The following is a 15,371-nucleotide window of genomic DNA, read 5'->3' on the forward strand; positions in this document are numbered from 1 at the left end:
TCTTTAGTTCACGCAGCGCGGGCCATCGCCGCCCGCGTCGATCTCAGGCGAAACCTCCGCGGTACCGAAGTCATCGCCTGGGGTACCTACCTGCTGAGTATCGCCGCCTTGGTCGGGCTCCGCAGCAGCCTCTTCTTCCTGCGCGGAGTCATCCTTCGGGCCGGAGTAGTCATCCGTAGCCACCACGATGAAGGTGTCCGGCTCGAGCTCCTCGTTGGCCGTGACCGGCAGGCCACCGAGCTGCTCGGCTAGGGCTAGGGCGCGCTCGTCGTTGGCATCTGCGGCAACAATCTGCGATTCGGTGTATAGACCCGACTGCGCGTTGGCGGTGCGCTCAACGGTGTAGCCCACGTTCTTCAACCATGCGCCGATTCCACCGGCCATGCCGTCGACGGTGCCGGCGTTGAGGACGTGGAGGTTGAGGTCCTCGGCCACGGGCTTTTCGCCGTCTTCACCTTCCTGGTCGGCTGGGGTATCCTCAGACTTCTTTTCTTCCTCAGCCTTCTCCTGGGACTTGGCCAAATCATCCATGAAGCGGTGTACCTCCGCGGTATCGATGGTCACCACCGATTCGCCGTAGTCACCAACGCCGGTAATGGAGGTCACCGGGATCGTTGTAAACGTCACGTTGCCGCCAGCTAGCCCGGCCAGCTGGGTGGCAAAGCCCATGATGTCCCAACCGTCGTCGATGACTACGGAGCGCTCAACGGCATCAGCAATCTTGTTGAGCTTGCCCGGAGAGGTCAACGTGCCCGAATCCAGCACCTTCGACGTCAGCGATGCCATGTAGGCCTGCTGGCGCACGATGCGGTCAAGGTCACCGCGCGGTAGCTCATAGCGCTGCCGCACGAAGGACAGGCCCTCGGAGCCCTGCAAGGTTTGGCGCCCAGCCGGGAATTTGGCGCCCGACATCGGATCATCGACGGCGTCGTTGAGGCAGACGTCGACGCCCCCGACGGCGTCGGTAAGCAGCACGAAGCCCAAGAGACCCACCTCAGCGTAGTGGTCGACGTTGACATCAGTGAGCTTGTGCACCATCGAAATGAGACCAGCGCGGCCGGCCTCGGTGCTCTCCTTCTCCATTTCCTTTTCGGTATGGGGCGGCTTCTCACCAGCTGCTTCGGCTTCTGCGTTTTCCTGCTGCAGCTGTTCCATCTTGTCTGCTTTGTGCAGGGCAAAGACGGCGTTTATTTTGGTGTTTCCGAAGTCCTCGTCGTGGACGTAGGTGTCGCGCGGGATGGATACCGCAGTAGCTCGCGAGCCATCGTTGGGGATGCGGATCACCATGATGGTGTCGGTGTTTTCCTCGCCCTCATCCACACCGGCATGCAGGTCCGCCAGCTCTTGTTCGGAGAGGGGATTCCCCTTGGCATCGGTGCGTGAGTCCTTGCCCACGAGCAAGATATCGACCGCGCCATCGATGCCGTTGTCCTTAAAGCCGCCCTGGTTGCCGAGTGCCAGATTGGAGGCGGAGGAGATGTCATTTCCCAGCTTGCCCACGGTGAAGTAACCCACGCCGGAGAGCACGAGGACCACTGCGGATAGGAAGGCGACGACGGCCTTGAGTGGCGTCGATCCTCGTTGGGCGGTGGGCGCGGACTGCGAGGGCGCGGCCTGAATGTGGCGGGCGGCGCGCGGGGAATTCGGGGAAGTCACGGGACTAGTTTAAGTGAGCTCGCTGCAAAACCGTGAAGCAGTGTCGCGGGCGCGTGCGCACGCCGGCGTTGGGTACTCTCAAGAACATCGTGAAGAATATACAGAAACCCCTGGCCGTGGTCACGGTGACCTTTTCGCCTGGCCGCTACCTCAGCGACTTCCTGGAGTCGCTGCGCTTGGCGACGTCCCTTGCTACCCTCACCGTCCTCGCCGACAATGGCTCAACCGATGGGGTGCCGGAAGCCGCCGCGCGGGAGCATGAGGACGTGGAATTCCTCGATACTGGAGGAAACATCGGCTACGGCGCCGGAATGAATGCCGGCGCGCGATTCGCCCGTGCGCACGGCGTTGATGACGAGTTCTTCCTCATTGCCAACCCGGACGTGACATTTAGCGAGGGATCCCTGGATGAGCTGATCGCTTGTGCGCGCCGCCACCCGGATGCCGCGGCGGTGGGCCCGCGCATCGTGGAGCCGGATGGTAGCAACTACCCCTCGGCGCGCGCCGTACCGACGCTGCTCACGGGTATCGGCCACGCGCTGTTCGGAACTATTTGGCCGTCCAATCCGTGGTCGCGCGCCTATCGCGATGACGCCGATATGGACAGCGAGCGCCCAGCCGGCTGGCTCTCCGGTTCTTGCCTTCTGGTGCGCTGGGAGGCTTTTGAACAGATTGGTGGCTTTGATGAGCGCTACTTCATGTATTTGGAGGACGTGGACTTAGGGGACCGCTTCACTCGCGCCGGCTGGCGCAACATCCTGTGCCCGACGGCGGTGATTACCCACGCTAAGGGCCACTCGACGAAGGCGCATCGCGGCGCCATGCTGCGCGCCCACCACGATTCCGCTTACCGCTTCCAAGCGGATAGGCACCCGCACTGGTACCAGGCGCCGCTGCGCGCGGCCTTGTGGTTGGGGCTGCGGGTGCGCGGGCTGATTTTAAGCGCGTGCCGCGACGGCTCCTGAGTCAGGCGCGCCTATACACTAACGGTGACTTATCTGAAAGAGATTAAGGAACGATATGACTGAATCAGCGCCCCAGTGGGGATCGACGGCCGATGCCGTCATTCTAGTGGGAGGTCGCGGCACCCGCCTGCGCCCGCTGACGATTGGCACGCCGAAGCCGATGTTGCCCACGGCCAACTACCCATTCCTCCAGCACCTGCTCGCCCGTATCAAGGAAGCCGGGATTGAGCACGTGGTGCTCTCCACTTCTTATAAGGCGGAGGTCTTTGAGGAGTACTTCGGGGATGGCTCCGATCTGGGCCTGGAAATTGAGTACGTGGTGGAGGAGACCGCGCTGGGTACCGGCGGCGGTATCCGCAACGTCTATGACAAGCTGCGCCAGGACACGGTCATGGTGTTCAACGGCGACGTTTTGTCCGGCATGGATCTCAACGGCATCCTCGATACGCATCATTCCAAGGACGCCGACGTGACGATGCACCTGCTCAACGTCGCTGATCCCCGTGCCTTTGGCTGCGTTCCTACCGATTCCGAGGGCCGAGTAACGGCCTTCTTGGAAAAGACCGAGGATCCGCCGACGAACCAGATCAACGCCGGTTGCTACGTGTTCAAGAAGGATGTCATCGAGACGATTCCGGCTGGCCGCGTGGTCTCCGTGGAGCGCGAGACCTTCCCGCAGCTGCTGGAGTCCGGCCGCCTGGTGGTAGGCCACGTGGATAACTCCTACTGGCGCGATATGGGCCGCCCGGATGATTTCGTCCGCGGCTCCTCCGACTTGGTGCGCGGTATCGCGCATTCGCCGCTGTTGGTGGGGCGCACGGGTGAGTCTGTCGTGGATGAGTCTGCGGGTATCGCCGGTGGCGTACTGCTGCTGTCCGGCACGGCCGTGGGCCGCGGTTCCGTGATTGGGGCGGGCTGCCGCTTGGACGGCACAGTGGTCTTCGATGGCGTCACTATCGAGCCGGGCGCCATCATTAACAACTCCATCATTGCCTCGGGCGCGCACATTGGTGCCAACGCGCACATCGACAACTGCGTCATCGGCGAAGGTGCCACCATCGGCGCGCGTTGCGAGCTGCAGGGCGGCATGCGCGTCTTCCCAGGTGTGAGCATTCCGGACGCCGGCGTGCGTTTTAGCTCGGATGCCTAAACACCTCAGCTAGCTGGGGCAAAGCCTGGGGATAGGCACAGGTCTTGGCGCTGGGAAGTTATCTTCCCGGCGCCTCTTTTCATGCCGTGACGCATGGTTTTTATGGTGCGAATGAGATCCATGTGTTTTGCCCGACTGGGTGGCGACACGCCGAAGAAACCTTGGAATTGTTCACAGGGTCGGGGGTGGCCACTACATGTAGTACCCCCGATGATCACCCCTTAACTAGGAGATCTGTGACTGATGTGAAAGTTGGGGATGCTGTACAGCGTTTTCGCTGGAGCCCAACAAAAATCTTCCGCGACAGGTTGACGATATTTAGTGATCCGGTGTGAAATGACATCAGTGTAATCAACGGCACGGCGGGCGCGGCACCGAGAAATTGTTTCGGTGTAGGGTCGGTGCCACTGAATCAAGAGAGAAACGACCTCGGAGAAAGGAAGCGGCGTGGACAATACAACGAATAACAGCGCTATTCTCCGTGGCGGTGCTGCTGCAGAGATGTCGCTCGATGAACTCTTTGGTGCCGTCGAGCAGGAGTGGCAAGACCAGGCGCTGTGCGCCCAGACGGACCCGGAAGCTTTCTTCCCAGAAAAGGGAGGATCGACGCGCGAGGCTAAGCGCATTTGCCAGGCCTGTGCAGTGCGGGATGAATGCCTCGAATATGCTTTGGAGCACGATGAGCGCTTTGGAATTTGGGGCGGCTTGTCAGACCGTGAGCGCCGCCGATTAAAGCGTGAGATCGGTTAAGCGCAGCGGATCTAGTAGTGCAGCGTCATCGCTCCCCCTATCGTTTGGGCCCTCAGTCCCAGCGGTGAGGGGGAGCGATGGGTTTTCAGGAGTGGTTTACCAGGTAAAGCGCGGATCGATGTCTCCGGGATCGACGTTCAGGTAATTGGCCACTAGTGCGGTAAGCACGGTCGATAGCAGTTCCTCGCGCTCCTGTGCCGACTGCACGCGCTCCTCAATGGGCATGCGGAAAATAACCAGGCGGGCGCGCGTAGGCTGACCGGCGGAATCCACGCCCGCAGGCACGATGCGCCCTAGTGGAACGGGGCCGTCGGCGATGATCTCATCCGGCATGACTGTCATGTCTACCGACAGGCGCATCCGGGGCACGGTATCAACGGCAAGGTCGAGCCCGGTGAGCTGTTCAGCAAAAGCGTTATGGATGGGGGCGTAGGCCTCGAGCACCGCCATATCGAAGCGCTCGGCGCTGCTGCGATAGCGCGGCGTGTTGTGTGGCAGCAGCGGCCCACGTGCACCGCGGCCGTGGCGGTGGCGGGCCGGGCGGATATGCGGGCGGGGCGTGCTCATGCGGCTTAGTTTAGGCCGGGCTGAAGGAGGGTTGTGGCGAGGCGCGCCGCGTTGGACTATCTAAATCTCAAGTTAGGGTTTAGACTTGGGCGCGTGACTAGCTCTCGCCATTGCTCCCGCCCCGGCTGCGGCCGTCCCGCCGTGGCGACGTTGACCTATGCCTACGCGCAGCAAACCGCCGTCGTGGGTCCGCTCTCCGAAGAAACCGATCCCCACGCTTGGGACCTGTGCGAAAAGCACAGCGCCCGCATCACCGCCCCGCAAGGTTGGGAGATGGTGCGTGTTGATCGCATCGAGCTTGATGAGGATGATGACCTCACAGCGCTCGCCGAAGCCGTCCGGGAGGCCGGGCGAGTGACCACTGGCTTGGTGGATGATTCCACAGCCGGCTCCGGTGCCGATCCCATTGACTACTCCGCTACCTTCGACGGCGCCGATCCGCGGAACTCGAATCACCCTGTGTTCCGTACACGCCGCGTCCACGACGCCCGCCAGCGCCGCCGCGCACACCTGACGGTGGTGCCGGACGCCGAGTAGCCCGTCGGACGCGGATCACCGCGTCCGACCGGGGTATGCTTGTGGGCTATGCGAACTCGTGAACAGCTCAATGCAGTGATCAAGGCCTATGACGTCCGTGGCGTCGTGGGCGAGGATATCGATGACGCCCTCGTGCGCGATACCGGCGCGGCCTTCGCCGCCATCCTCCGTGAAGAAGGGGAGACCACCGTGGCGGTAGGCCACGATATGCGACCGTCCTCCCCGCAGCTGGCCGCCGCTTTTGCGGAGGGCGCTGCCGCGCAGGGCCTCAATGTCATCCAGCTCGGCCTGACGTCGACCGATGAGCTGTATTTTGCTGCTGGCCACCTGAATTGTGCGGGCGCTATGTTCACCGCCTCCCACAACCCAGCTAAGTACAACGGCATCAAGCTGTGCCGCGCGGGTGCTGTTCCGGTGGGCCAGGAGACCGGCCTGGAGCAGATTAAGGACATGCTGATCGACGGCACCCCGGCCTTCGACGGCGAGCCAGGCACCGTGACTGAGCGCGAGGTGCTCGGCGATTATGCTGCCTTCCTGCGCGGCTTGGTGCCGCTGGAGAACTCCCGCCCACTGGTCGTGGCTGTCGACGCCGCAAACGGCATGGGTGGCCACACCGTCCCGGCGGTCTTTGAAGGCCTGCCTTTCGACGTGCGTGACCTCTACTTTGAGCTGGACGGCACCTTCCCCAACCACGAGGCCAACCCACTGGATCCGAAGAACCTAGTGGATCTGCAAAAGTTCACCGTTGAGCAGAAGGCGGATATTGGCCTGGCTTTCGACGGCGATGCCGATCGCTGCTTCGTGGTGGACGAGAAGGGCCAGCCGGTGCCGCCGTCCGCCATCTGTGCGCTGGTGGCGGAGCGCTACCTGGACAAGTTCCCCGGCGCCACCGTCATCCATAACCTGATTACGTCCAAGACCGTTCCGGAGCTCATCGCGGAGAAGGGCGGCAAGGCCGTGCGTACCCGCGTGGGCCATTCCTTCATCAAGGCCCAGATGGCCAAGGAGAAGGCGGTCTTTGGTGGCGAGCACTCCGCGCACTACTACTTCCAGGAGTTCTGGAATGCGGACTCCGGCATGCTCGCTGCCATGCACGTACTGGCTGCTCTGGGTGAGCAGGACAAGCCACTGAGCGAGCTCATGGCGCAGTACTCACGCTACGAGGCCTCGGGGGAGATCAACTCCACCGTGGATGACCAGAAGGCTACAACGCAGCGCGTGCTCGATGAGTTGGCGGACAAGATTGAGTCCGTCGACGAACTCGATGGCGTGACCGTACAGCTGAAGGGCACCGACGCGTGGTTCAACGTCCGCGCCTCCAACACTGAGCCGCTGCTGCGCCTCAACGTTGAGGCCAAGACCGCTGACGAGGTGCAGACCATCGTCGACGAGGTGCTCGCCATCATCCGCGCCTAGCGTGAAGGCACGTGCCTTCACACTAATTCCTTGAAGAAAAACTGCCCTATCTGACGATTTTTCCCGCGTTCATTGCGGCGGGAGCGATAACTTCGTCAGATAGGGCAGTTTTAATTTGGGTCGAGCCGGCTTAGTCGCGCGAGTGGTTGACCATCTCTTCCCACTCGACGAACTTCTTGCGCTCGCGGCCCTCGGCCTCACCCAGGGCGCGCTCGGCGGCGTCGAGCTTCTTCCAGCCCTCCCAGGTCAGGTGCTCAAGGCCCTTGGACTCGAAGAGCTCGACGATGTCCTCGTCACGGGTGTGGGAGAGGTTGCCTGCTTCGGCGTCGGCAAGCAGCATGCCGATGGTCTCCGTGGCATCGGACTTGGTGTTGCCGATAAGCCCCACCGGGCCGCGCTTGATCCAGCCGGTGGTGTACAGGCCCGGCACGACCTCACCGTCGAGGTCAATCACGTGGCCGCCGTCGTTGTTGATGACGTTCTTCTGCTTATTGAAGGGGACACCCTCAATGGCATCGGAGCGGTAGCCCACAGCCAGGTAGACGGCCTGAGCCGGCCACTCGGTGAACTTGCCGGTGCCGGAGACGGAACCATCGCCGTTGAGTGCGGTGCGCTCGGTCTTCACGGCAGTCACCTTGCCGTTTTCGCCGATGAACTCCACCGGCTGCTCGAAGAGGTGGATCTGCAGGGTGTGCGGGGCGTCCTTCGGCTCGCGGATGGCGTAGCCTTCCAGGGTCTGGCACACCAGGTCGCAGGACTTGGCCTCTTCGCGGGCCTTGAGGGAGGCTTCGTCGTAGTCGATATCCTCCGGGTCCACCACCACGTTGATGGTCGGGGAGTGGTCGAGCTCCTTGAGCTCCAGCGGGGTGAACTTGGCCTGAGCCGGGCCGCGGCGGCCGAAGACGCGGACGGTGGTGGCCTGGTTCTTGGCCAGGGACTCGTAGACGTTGTCGGGAATCTCGGTGGATTCCTTGAGTTCATCGCCGGTCTTGGCCAGGATGCGGGCGACGTCGAGGCCGACGTTGCCCACGCCGATTACCGCGACGTCCGTGGCGGAGAGATCCCAGGAGCGCTCGAAGCGTGGGTTGCCGTCGTAGAAGCCGACGAATTCGCCCGCACCGTGGATACCCTCGAGATCAGAGCCTGGGATCTGCATGCCCAAGTCGCCGACGGCGCCGGTGGCGAAGACGATGGCGTCGTAGTACTCCTCGAGTTCGGAGACGGTGACATCGCGGCCCACGTTGATGTTGGACAGAAGGCGAATCTGTTCGGTGTCGAGCACGCGGTGCAGGGAGTTGATGATTCCCTTAATGCGCGGGTGGTCCGGAGCCACGCCGTAGCGGATGAGCCCGAAGGGGGCGGGCATCTGCTCGATGAGATCGATCTGAACGTTGCCGCCGGTCTTCTTCACCAGGATGTCGGAGGCGTAGATGCCGGCTGGGCCGGCGCCGATGACGGCTACTTTCAGGGGCTGCTGGGTCATGATGGCCTTTCGGAATGTTGTGGTAACTAACGAAAGCTTAGTTTTAAAACAAGCGTGGGTTTCATTGAACCGGCTTGTCTGCTGTAGGGCAACTAGGCCTAATTACATTCGGAGAACATTGTGGCATAAACCCAGCGTGCTTTGCATATTCGGAAGAAAATAAAAAAGACCGCTTTGTCTGGTTTAGCTAGACCGGTAGGTTTTCACTATCCGACGAAAGGCAGCAGATTATGACCACCGCGACGAAGCGACCAGCCCGCGCAAAGAAGCCAGAAGGCCAGTGGAAGATTGATGGCACCGCGCCGCTGAACTCCGACGAGGAGATCAAGCAGGCCGACGATGCCCTGGCCGTGCGCCAGCGCGTTATCGATATCTATTCCAAGCAGGGATTTTCTTCCATCCCCGCCGAGGATCTCGCTCCCCGTTTCAAGTGGCTGGGCCTGTACACCCAGCGCAACCAGAACCTGGGCGGGGAGATGACCTCCAAGCTCAGCAATACCGAGCTGCAGGATGAGTACTTCATGATGCGCGTGCGCTTCGACGGAGGCCGCGCGGATCCCGCCAAACTGCGCGCGGTAGGAGAGATTTCGCGCGACTATGCGCGCTCCACCGCGGACTTTACGGACCGCCAGAACATCCAGCTGCACTGGATCCAGATTGAGGATGTCCCCGCCATTTGGGAGAAACTGCGCTCTGTTGGTTTGGATACCTTGCTGGGCTGCGGCGACGTCCCCCGTGTCATCCTGGGCTCACCGGTAGCGGGAGTGGCTGCTGACGAAATTATCGACGCCACCCCGGCCATCGAGGAGATCAAGAATGACTACCTCCCGCGCGAGGAGTTCCACAACCTCCCACGCAAGTTTAAGACCGCTATTTCTGGCAACTCCCGGCAGGACGTGACGCACGAAATCCAGGACATCGCTTTTGTTGGCACCGAGCACCCTGAGTACGGGCCGGGCTTCGACTGCTTCGTGGGCGGAGGCCTGTCCACCAACCCGATGCTCTCGCAATCCCTCGGGGCATGGATTCCGCTTGAGCGTGTTCCAGAAGTATGGGCCGGTGTGGCTCGCATCTTCCGTGACTATGGCTTCCGCCGAAACCGCAACCGCGCGCGCCTGAAATTCTTGGTGGCGCAGTGGGGCATTGAGAAGTTCCGCAGGGTCTTAGAAGAGGAGTATCTGGACGCGCCGCTTCTCGACGGCCTCCCGCTCCCCATCGCCCCTGGCAACCGCGACCACCTCGGCGTGCACCGCCAGCGGGACGGCAAGTTCTACGTGGGCGTCAAGCCCACCGTGGGGCATGCCACCGGTGAGCAGCTCATCGCCATCGCCGACGTGGCCGAGAAATTCGGAATCAACCGCATCCGCACGACTCCGATGAAGGAGCTTCTCTTCCTCGACGTGGAAGAAGAGGATATCCCTGCCCTGTCCCGCGCCTTGGATGAGACCGGCTTGTACTCAAAACCCTCGGAGTTCCGCCGCGGCGTCATCTCCTGCACCGGGCTGGAGTTTTGTAAGCTCGCGCACGTGACCACCAAGGCCCGCGCCATCGAGCTCGTCGACATCCTGGAAGATACCCTCGGCGATCTCGACGTCCCCCTGTCCGTCGCCCTCAACGGCTGCCCCAACGCCTGCGCACGCTCGCAGGTATCGGATATTGGCCTCAAGGGACAGATCGTGACCGATGCCGATGGCAACCGCGTCGAAGGCTTCCAGGTCCACCTGGGCGGTGCCCTCGGCCTATCCCCGGACTGGGGCCGCAAGTTGCGCGGACACAAGGTGGTGGCCGACGAAGTGCCCGACTACGTCATCCGCTTGGTCAATAAATATAAGGAGCAGCGCGAAGACGGCGAACAGTTCCGCCACTGGGTCCTGCGCGCGGACGAGGAGGACCTGCAGTGAATTTCCGCCGCCAGCCCAACCCCAACCGTAACCACCCAGCCTTTTGTCCCTACTGCGCCGGAACAAACCTGTTTCCCGATGAGGAAGATGATTTTGCCTGGAAGTGCGAAGAATGCCTCCGCATCTTTTCCGTACGCTTCCACGGCCAAGACGATGCCCCCGTAGCGCCTGCGCCGGCGGTCTCCTCCGCGGAGGCGCTGCAGCGCTCTCTCGCTCGCCGCGGCCACTCCACCGCGAAAGCTCACACTTAAGGAAACACACCATGACCGCCCCGACCGCTACTACTGCTTTACTAACCCTGTCTCACGGCTCACGCCACCCCGAGGCCGCAGCGAACGTTATGGCCCTGACCCACGCCGCTGGCGAGCTAGCCGGGGTGCCGGCTACCGCCGCACACTTGGAATTCAATGACCCGCCGCTCGATGAGGCGGCGCGCAGCCTAGCAGCGCAAGGGGTACGCGAGGCGGTCGTTGTGCCTCTGCTCTTTACCGAGGGCTACCACCAGCGCATCGACGTTCCTGCCGCTCTGGCCCAGGCCTCTGTGGCGTCCGGAGTGCGCCTTCATCAAGCCCGTGGCCTCGGTACCGGCGAGGACATGGCGCGGTTGCTGGCTGAGCGCGTTCCCGAGGGGACAGACACCGTTGTCGTCTATTCTGTCGGCTCCTCCGATGAGCGTGCCAACGCCGCCGTCGCTGATTTAGCGCGTCGTGTCGGCGAGCTTGCCGGTTGCACGGCGAAGGTCGCCTATGCCACGCGCGGTGAGCGCGAGCCCGTTGGCTCAGATGGCAATCAGGAGGTCGTCGTGCCACTCTTTGTGAGCCCCGGCCTGCTCTTAGATCGCCTCGACGAGGATGCAGGGCACAGGGGCGGGGAGTCCCGGCAGGTTCTCCCTCCGCTGGGTGAGGCGCTCGCCGGCATTGTTTCCCACCGTTATGCGGAGGTGGCCCATGCGTAGCCTCATCCTCATCGCGATTGCGGGTGCTGCCGCGCAGCTTGTCGACGGCGGCATCGGCATGGGCTTCGGCGTCACTTCCACCACCATCCTGCTGCTGGCGGGTTTGGGACCGGCGACGGCCTCCGCCGTGGTGCACACCTCGGAGCTAGGCACCACCTTGGTCTCGGGAATCAGCCACTGGCGTTTTGGCAACGTGCATTGGCCCACGGTGCTCAAGCTCGGCGTGCCGGGAGGTTTGTCGGCCTTCATTGGAGCGACGGTTCTGTCTAACCTCTCGCTCGAGGCTGCCGCGCCCGTGACCTCCGCTATTCTCGTGGTCCTCGGCATCAACCTAGTCTGGCGCTTCTCACGCCCACGGATCAGTACATCGCAGGAGACCCGACAGCACTCCACTCCTTTTCTCGCGGGGCTCGGCGTGGTGGGAGGCTTCGTCGATGCTTCGGGCGGCGGTGGCTGGGGCCCGATTTCCACCTCGACGCTCATGGCGGTCGGCCGCGAGCAGCCGCGGCGCATCGTCGGCACCGTCAACACCGCAGAATTCCTCGTCACTTTTGGCGCCACGGCGGGCTTCATCGTTGGCCTCTGGGAGGAGATCGTGGCTAACGCTGCCGCGGTTGTAGCGTTGCTTATCGGTGGGATGATCACCGCACCGATTGCGGCGTGGCTCATCTCCCGCATTAACCCCACGCTCCTTGGAGGCTTCGTGGGCACGGCTATCGTGACGCTCAACATTCCGAAGGCCCTAGGGTGGGCGCTGGCGCATCAGCAGATCCTTCTTCTGCAGGTCGCTGCGCTGGTCCTCGGTGTTGCTCTCACGGTCTGGGCGAACCAGCGCCGGGCCCGGTCTGCACAGAGCTCGGAGGGGGATGCTGCTTCGCAGCAACGCGGTGGCAGTCGTGTCGTTGAAACGACGGAGCCAACTGGCCGCGAGGGCGCCCATGCAGGCAGCTCCGCGGAATCGGAGGAAGAGCGCGTCGGAGTTGAGTAGAACTCGGGGCTAGAGCCCAGCAACCTCACCGATGACGATGACCGCCGGGGGAGCCACCGAGTGCTCCTCCATGGTGGCCCCCAGCTCCGCGAGCTCGCAGCTGAAGGCCCGCTCGCCATCGAGGGAGCCTTCCTGGATGATGCGCACGGGGGTGTGGGGGGAGAGGGAGGCGTCGATCAGCGCAGCGGCGATGGCGGCCGCGTTTTTGACGCCCATGATGACGGACAAGGTAGCCCCGGACTGCGCCAGTGCTGCCCAATCCACCAAGGACTTGGGGTGGCCGGGCGGCAGGTGCCCGGAGACCACAGTGAAGGCATGAACGACGCCGCGGTGCGTCACCGGAGTGCCCGCCAGGGCGGGCACCGCGACCGCCGAGGTCACCCCGGGGACGACCTCCACCGGGATACCCGCTTCGGTAAGCGCCGTGAGCTCCTCGAAGCCACGCCCAAACACATACGGGTCCCCGCCTTTGAGGCGGACCACGCGGCGCCCCTGGCGGGCGTTCTCAACCAGAATCTCGTTGATACGCTCCTGGGCCACTTGGGCGCGGTAGGGGATCTTGGAGACGTCGATAAGCTCCTTGGCATTAATATCGCACAGCTTATCTAGCTGGGCGGTGGGGCCGAGGTGATCGGCCACGACGACATCGGCTTCCTGCAGCGCGCGCATGCCGCGCACGGTGATGAGATCCCACGCGCCAGGGCCGCCGCCAACAAGGACTACCGGATGAATGCTCATGGCCACTCATCCTAGCTATGCTCGGGCCTATGACTTCCTATGACCCCGAAACCGTGGGCTTCTTTGACATCGCCCACGAAGGCGCCCAAGCGCGCGTGGTGGCTGCATCCGTGCCGGAGCTTGCTCGCGTGCTGGGCGGACTCCGTCCGCGAAGCCTCGTCATCCTTGCCGCCGACCAAGTTTCCCGCGCTGCCGCTCACGTTGCTGTGGGCCTAGCTGAGCCCGCTGAAGTCCCCATCATGGTCAGCGAATCACTGCCGCGCTTTACTGGTGCCCTCGACGTCGTGGTGGTGGCGGGGGATAGCCCGTGGGTGGAGCGCGCGCTGCATACTGCTGCGCGCCGGGGTGCCACGACCGTCCTCCTCAATGAGATTGAGGACGCGCCCGAAGACACCATCGTCATAGACACTTTGCCCACCGCCGAAGGTATCTCCCCGGTGCGCGTGATTACAGCCGTGCACGCGGTGTACGCGGTGCTGAGCGAAGACCCAGTTCTCGTTTCTCGTCGCGTGGAGGACGTCGCCGATGCCGTGGACCGTGAGCTGGAAGCACTATCCCCGCAACGTGACTCCACGACGAACCCTGGGCGCGCGTTGCGTGAGTTCGTGGACGGCGGCCGGGTCATCCACAGCAGCGGGCCTGATCCCTATGCGCTGTCAGAAGAGCGCACGCGCGTGCACTTCGGCGCGCTTGTCGCCCGCATGGCCGGTGAGCTGTGGGCAGCCCACGGGCTGGGAGGGACCGTTGTTGATGCGGAAGGCTTAGGGCCGATTCTGCAGACAGACCAGACTGACATCTTCTATGACCCGTTTGAAGCGGAAGAGCCTTTGGTACCCTTGAGAGTTGTTTTATGGGGACAGGAAGAGGCGAACCTTCCCCATTCTTTCGCAGCGGCGAGCGCCGACACCTCCTGTGGGGAATTGGCCCGCGCGCTGCAGTTGATTACGCGCAGTTATGCCGCGACCGCCTACGACGTGAAATAGAAACAGAGGAAGTCAATGAAGTTGCTCACCAGCGCTGCCCGCAACTACTCGTGGGGTTCGCGCACGCTGATCCCCACGCTGCTCGGCGAGCCGGAAGCTAATAGCCCGGTGGCTGAGCTGTGGTTCGGCGCGCACCCGGCTGATCCCTCGACGGTGGATGGCGAGAAGCTGGATGAGATCATCGCCGCGGATCCGCAAGGACAACTGGGCAAGCGGGTAGCGGAAACGTACGGAGCCGGACTGCCCTTCCTGTTGAAGATCCTGGCTGCCGCCGAGCCGCTGTCGCTGCAGGCGCACCCGTCCAAGCAACAGGCCGAGGAAGGCTTTGCCCGCGAGAACGCGGAGGGTATCGAACTCACGGCGGCCAACCGCAACTACAAGGATGACAACCACAAGCCGGAGCTCATCGTGGCACTCACAGAGTTTTACGCCATGGCGGGCTTCCGCCCCCTCTCGCAGACCCGCAGCCTCTTCGCGGCTTTGGACTGCGAAGAGCTCGCGCACTACGAGGGCATGCTCGATCCGGACCCCGCTGCTGAAGGCGACAGCCTCCGCGCGCTGTTTACCACGTGGATCACTATCCCCAGCGCTAAGCGCAAGGAGCTTATCAGCGCGGTGGTAGCCGCGGGCGAGCGCCTGCGCGAAAGCCAAGCCGGTGAGCCGTGGATGTCTACCGTGATGGGGACCGTGTCGAAGATCAACGAGCAGTACCCGGGGGACATCGGCGTGCTGGGCGCGCTGCTGCTGAACCACATCGTCTTGCAGCCGGGTGAGGCGATCTACCTCGACGCCGGACAGCTGCACGCCTATGTGTCTGGTCTGGGCGTGGAGATCATGGCCAACTCGGACAACGTGCTGCGCGGCGGCCTGACCCCGAAGTTCGTTGACGTCCCTGAACTGGTCAAGGTCCTGACGTATCAGGCGGCAGAGGATCCGCGAGTGGAGCAAGTAGCGCACGCAGATGCAGCTGAAAAGGAAGCAACAGGCAGCATTACGGGCGCCACGGCGTGGGCCTACCCGGTGCCGATTGGGGAATTCTTGCTGGACCGCGTGGAGCTTTCGGGTGCGGACTCCGCCGAGGTAGACAGCGATGGCCCGATGATCCTGCTGTGCACCGCTGGCGCGGCCACGGTGAGCAACGACGAGGGGGAGAGCGTGGACTTTAGCGCTGGCCACGCAGCATGGATTCCAGCCAGCGACCCAGCCGTCACGATCCGTGCCGCGAAGGCCGAAGGCGCGGAGGTATTTGTCGCTCGCGTCTAGAGCTTAAGGTGCACCTTTA

15 protein-coding genes are annotated in these 15,371 nt (G+C 63.1%); 11 read left to right on the forward strand and 4 right to left on the reverse strand.

Annotated features, from left to right (window positions below; translation table 11 throughout):
- Window positions 1-3 precede the first annotated feature (3 nt).
- Complete coding sequence (locus tag HMPREF2635_RS08325; RefSeq protein ID WP_246824866.1) at window positions 4-1,656, reverse strand: LCP family protein; 1,653 nt, start codon at window positions 1,654-1,656, stop codon at window positions 4-6.
- A gap of 89 nt (window positions 1,657-1,745) precedes the next feature.
- Here HMPREF2635_RS08325 and HMPREF2635_RS08330 point away from each other — a divergent pair, with 89 nt between their 5' ends.
- From HMPREF2635_RS08330 to HMPREF2635_RS08340, 3 genes are all read left to right on the forward strand, one after another.
- A complete protein-coding gene (locus HMPREF2635_RS08330) occupies window positions 1,746-2,621 on the forward strand; it encodes a glycosyltransferase family 2 protein (protein ID WP_168167658.1) in 876 nt (291 codons plus the stop codon).
- A 55-nt stretch (window positions 2,622-2,676) separates the two neighbouring features.
- The gene (locus tag HMPREF2635_RS08335) at window positions 2,677-3,771 is read left to right on the forward strand and encodes a mannose-1-phosphate guanylyltransferase (RefSeq protein WP_049156050.1); all 1,095 of its coding nucleotides are present in this window, start codon (window positions 2,677-2,679) and stop codon (window positions 3,769-3,771) included.
- 501 nt (window positions 3,772-4,272) lie between these two features.
- Entirely contained in the window at window positions 4,273-4,521 is a 249-nt protein-coding gene (locus tag HMPREF2635_RS08340) for a WhiB family transcriptional regulator (RefSeq protein WP_005528147.1), read from the forward strand.
- A 96-nt stretch (window positions 4,522-4,617) separates the two neighbouring features.
- Here the strand turns inward: HMPREF2635_RS08340 and HMPREF2635_RS08345 are convergent, their stop codons facing one another.
- Window positions 4,618-5,088, reverse strand: a complete 471-nt coding sequence (locus HMPREF2635_RS08345) for a metallopeptidase family protein (protein ID WP_070512251.1) — start codon at window positions 5,086-5,088, stop codon at window positions 4,618-4,620.
- 93 nt (window positions 5,089-5,181) lie between these two features.
- On the opposite strand from HMPREF2635_RS08345, the gene HMPREF2635_RS08350 reads away from it, so the two are divergent.
- Both HMPREF2635_RS08350 and HMPREF2635_RS08355 read left to right on the forward strand, forming a co-directional pair.
- Window positions 5,182-5,625 carry a DUF3499 domain-containing protein gene (locus tag HMPREF2635_RS08350; RefSeq protein WP_080975101.1) on the forward strand — a complete coding sequence of 148 codons (444 nt, stop codon included), beginning with the start codon at window positions 5,182-5,184 and terminating at the stop codon, window positions 5,623-5,625.
- Between the two features lie 48 nt (window positions 5,626-5,673).
- A complete protein-coding gene (locus HMPREF2635_RS08355) occupies window positions 5,674-7,041 on the forward strand; it encodes a phosphomannomutase/phosphoglucomutase (RefSeq protein WP_070512248.1) in 1,368 nt (455 codons plus the stop codon).
- Between the two features lie 130 nt (window positions 7,042-7,171).
- Here the strand turns inward: HMPREF2635_RS08355 and HMPREF2635_RS08360 are convergent, their stop codons facing one another.
- Window positions 7,172-8,524, reverse strand: a complete 1,353-nt coding sequence (locus HMPREF2635_RS08360) for an FAD-dependent oxidoreductase (protein ID WP_070512245.1) — start codon at window positions 8,522-8,524, stop codon at window positions 7,172-7,174.
- Window positions 8,525-8,754: 230 nt separating this feature from the next.
- Here HMPREF2635_RS08360 and HMPREF2635_RS08365 point away from each other — a divergent pair, with 230 nt between their 5' ends.
- Genes HMPREF2635_RS08365 through HMPREF2635_RS08380 form a run of 4 tightly spaced genes read left to right on the forward strand, consistent with a single transcriptional unit; the run spans window position 8,755 to window position 12,368 of the window.
- Window positions 8,755-10,425, forward strand: a complete 1,671-nt coding sequence (locus tag HMPREF2635_RS08365; RefSeq protein ID WP_070512244.1) for a nitrite/sulfite reductase — start codon at window positions 8,755-8,757, stop codon at window positions 10,423-10,425.
- On the forward strand, window positions 10,422-10,676 hold the full coding sequence (locus HMPREF2635_RS08370) for a hypothetical protein (RefSeq protein WP_049156060.1): 255 nt from the start codon (window positions 10,422-10,424) through the stop codon (window positions 10,674-10,676). Before HMPREF2635_RS08365 ends, HMPREF2635_RS08370 begins: the two co-directional genes overlap by 4 nt.
- A gap of 11 nt (window positions 10,677-10,687) precedes the next feature.
- Window positions 10,688-11,380 carry a sirohydrochlorin chelatase gene (locus tag HMPREF2635_RS08375; protein ID WP_070512241.1) on the forward strand — a complete coding sequence of 231 codons (693 nt, stop codon included), beginning with the start codon at window positions 10,688-10,690 and terminating at the stop codon, window positions 11,378-11,380.
- Complete coding sequence (locus HMPREF2635_RS08380) at window positions 11,373-12,368, forward strand: sulfite exporter TauE/SafE family protein (protein ID WP_070512237.1); 996 nt, start codon at window positions 11,373-11,375, stop codon at window positions 12,366-12,368. Before HMPREF2635_RS08375 ends, HMPREF2635_RS08380 begins: the two co-directional genes overlap by 8 nt.
- A gap of 9 nt (window positions 12,369-12,377) precedes the next feature.
- Here the strand turns inward: HMPREF2635_RS08380 and cobA are convergent, their stop codons facing one another.
- Window positions 12,378-13,106 (reverse strand): uroporphyrinogen-III C-methyltransferase, encoded by a 729-nt coding sequence (cobA, locus tag HMPREF2635_RS08385; protein ID WP_070512234.1) that lies wholly within the window; start codon window positions 13,104-13,106, stop codon window positions 12,378-12,380.
- A gap of 29 nt (window positions 13,107-13,135) precedes the next feature.
- Between cobA and HMPREF2635_RS08390 the strand changes: the two genes are divergently transcribed.
- The gene (locus tag HMPREF2635_RS08390; RefSeq protein ID WP_246819833.1) at window positions 13,136-14,089 is read left to right on the forward strand and encodes an exopolyphosphatase; all 954 of its coding nucleotides are present in this window, start codon (window positions 13,136-13,138) and stop codon (window positions 14,087-14,089) included.
- Between the two features lie 15 nt (window positions 14,090-14,104).
- Entirely contained in the window at window positions 14,105-15,352 is a 1,248-nt protein-coding gene (manA, locus tag HMPREF2635_RS08395; protein ID WP_070545209.1) for a mannose-6-phosphate isomerase, class I, read from the forward strand.
- Window positions 15,353-15,371: the final 19 nt, after the last annotated feature.

This window comes from Corynebacterium sp. HMSC035E02, assembly GCF_001836065.1.
Taxonomy (GTDB): Bacteria; Actinomycetota; Actinomycetes; order Mycobacteriales; family Mycobacteriaceae; genus Corynebacterium; species Corynebacterium hiratae.

What these genes read in the sequence shown, in the direction of transcription:
- HMPREF2635_RS08335 (WP_049156050.1), top strand. Translation starts at nt 2,677, where the DNA reads ATGACTGAATCAGCGCCCCAGTGGGGATCGACGGCCGATGCCGTCATT.
- cobA (WP_070512234.1), bottom strand. Translation starts at nt 13,106, where the DNA reads ATGAGCATTCATCCGGTAGTCCTTGTTGGCGGCGGCCCTGGCGCGTGG.
- HMPREF2635_RS08345 (WP_070512251.1), bottom strand. Translation starts at nt 5,088, where the DNA reads ATGAGCACGCCCCGCCCGCATATCCGCCCGGCCCGCCACCGCCACGGC.
- manA (WP_070545209.1), top strand. Translation starts at nt 14,105, where the DNA reads ATGAAGTTGCTCACCAGCGCTGCCCGCAACTACTCGTGGGGTTCGCGC.
- HMPREF2635_RS08340 (WP_005528147.1), top strand. Translation starts at nt 4,273, where the DNA reads ATGTCGCTCGATGAACTCTTTGGTGCCGTCGAGCAGGAGTGGCAAGAC.
- HMPREF2635_RS08380 (WP_070512237.1), top strand. Translation starts at nt 11,373, where the DNA reads ATGCGTAGCCTCATCCTCATCGCGATTGCGGGTGCTGCCGCGCAGCTT.
- HMPREF2635_RS08355 (WP_070512248.1), top strand. Translation starts at nt 5,674, where the DNA reads ATGCGAACTCGTGAACAGCTCAATGCAGTGATCAAGGCCTATGACGTC.
- HMPREF2635_RS08365 (WP_070512244.1), top strand. Translation starts at nt 8,755, where the DNA reads ATGACCACCGCGACGAAGCGACCAGCCCGCGCAAAGAAGCCAGAAGGC.
- HMPREF2635_RS08375 (WP_070512241.1), top strand. Translation starts at nt 10,688, where the DNA reads ATGACCGCCCCGACCGCTACTACTGCTTTACTAACCCTGTCTCACGGC.
- HMPREF2635_RS08390 (WP_246819833.1), top strand. Translation starts at nt 13,136, where the DNA reads ATGACTTCCTATGACCCCGAAACCGTGGGCTTCTTTGACATCGCCCAC.
- HMPREF2635_RS08360 (WP_070512245.1), bottom strand. Translation starts at nt 8,524, where the DNA reads ATGACCCAGCAGCCCCTGAAAGTAGCCGTCATCGGCGCCGGCCCAGCC.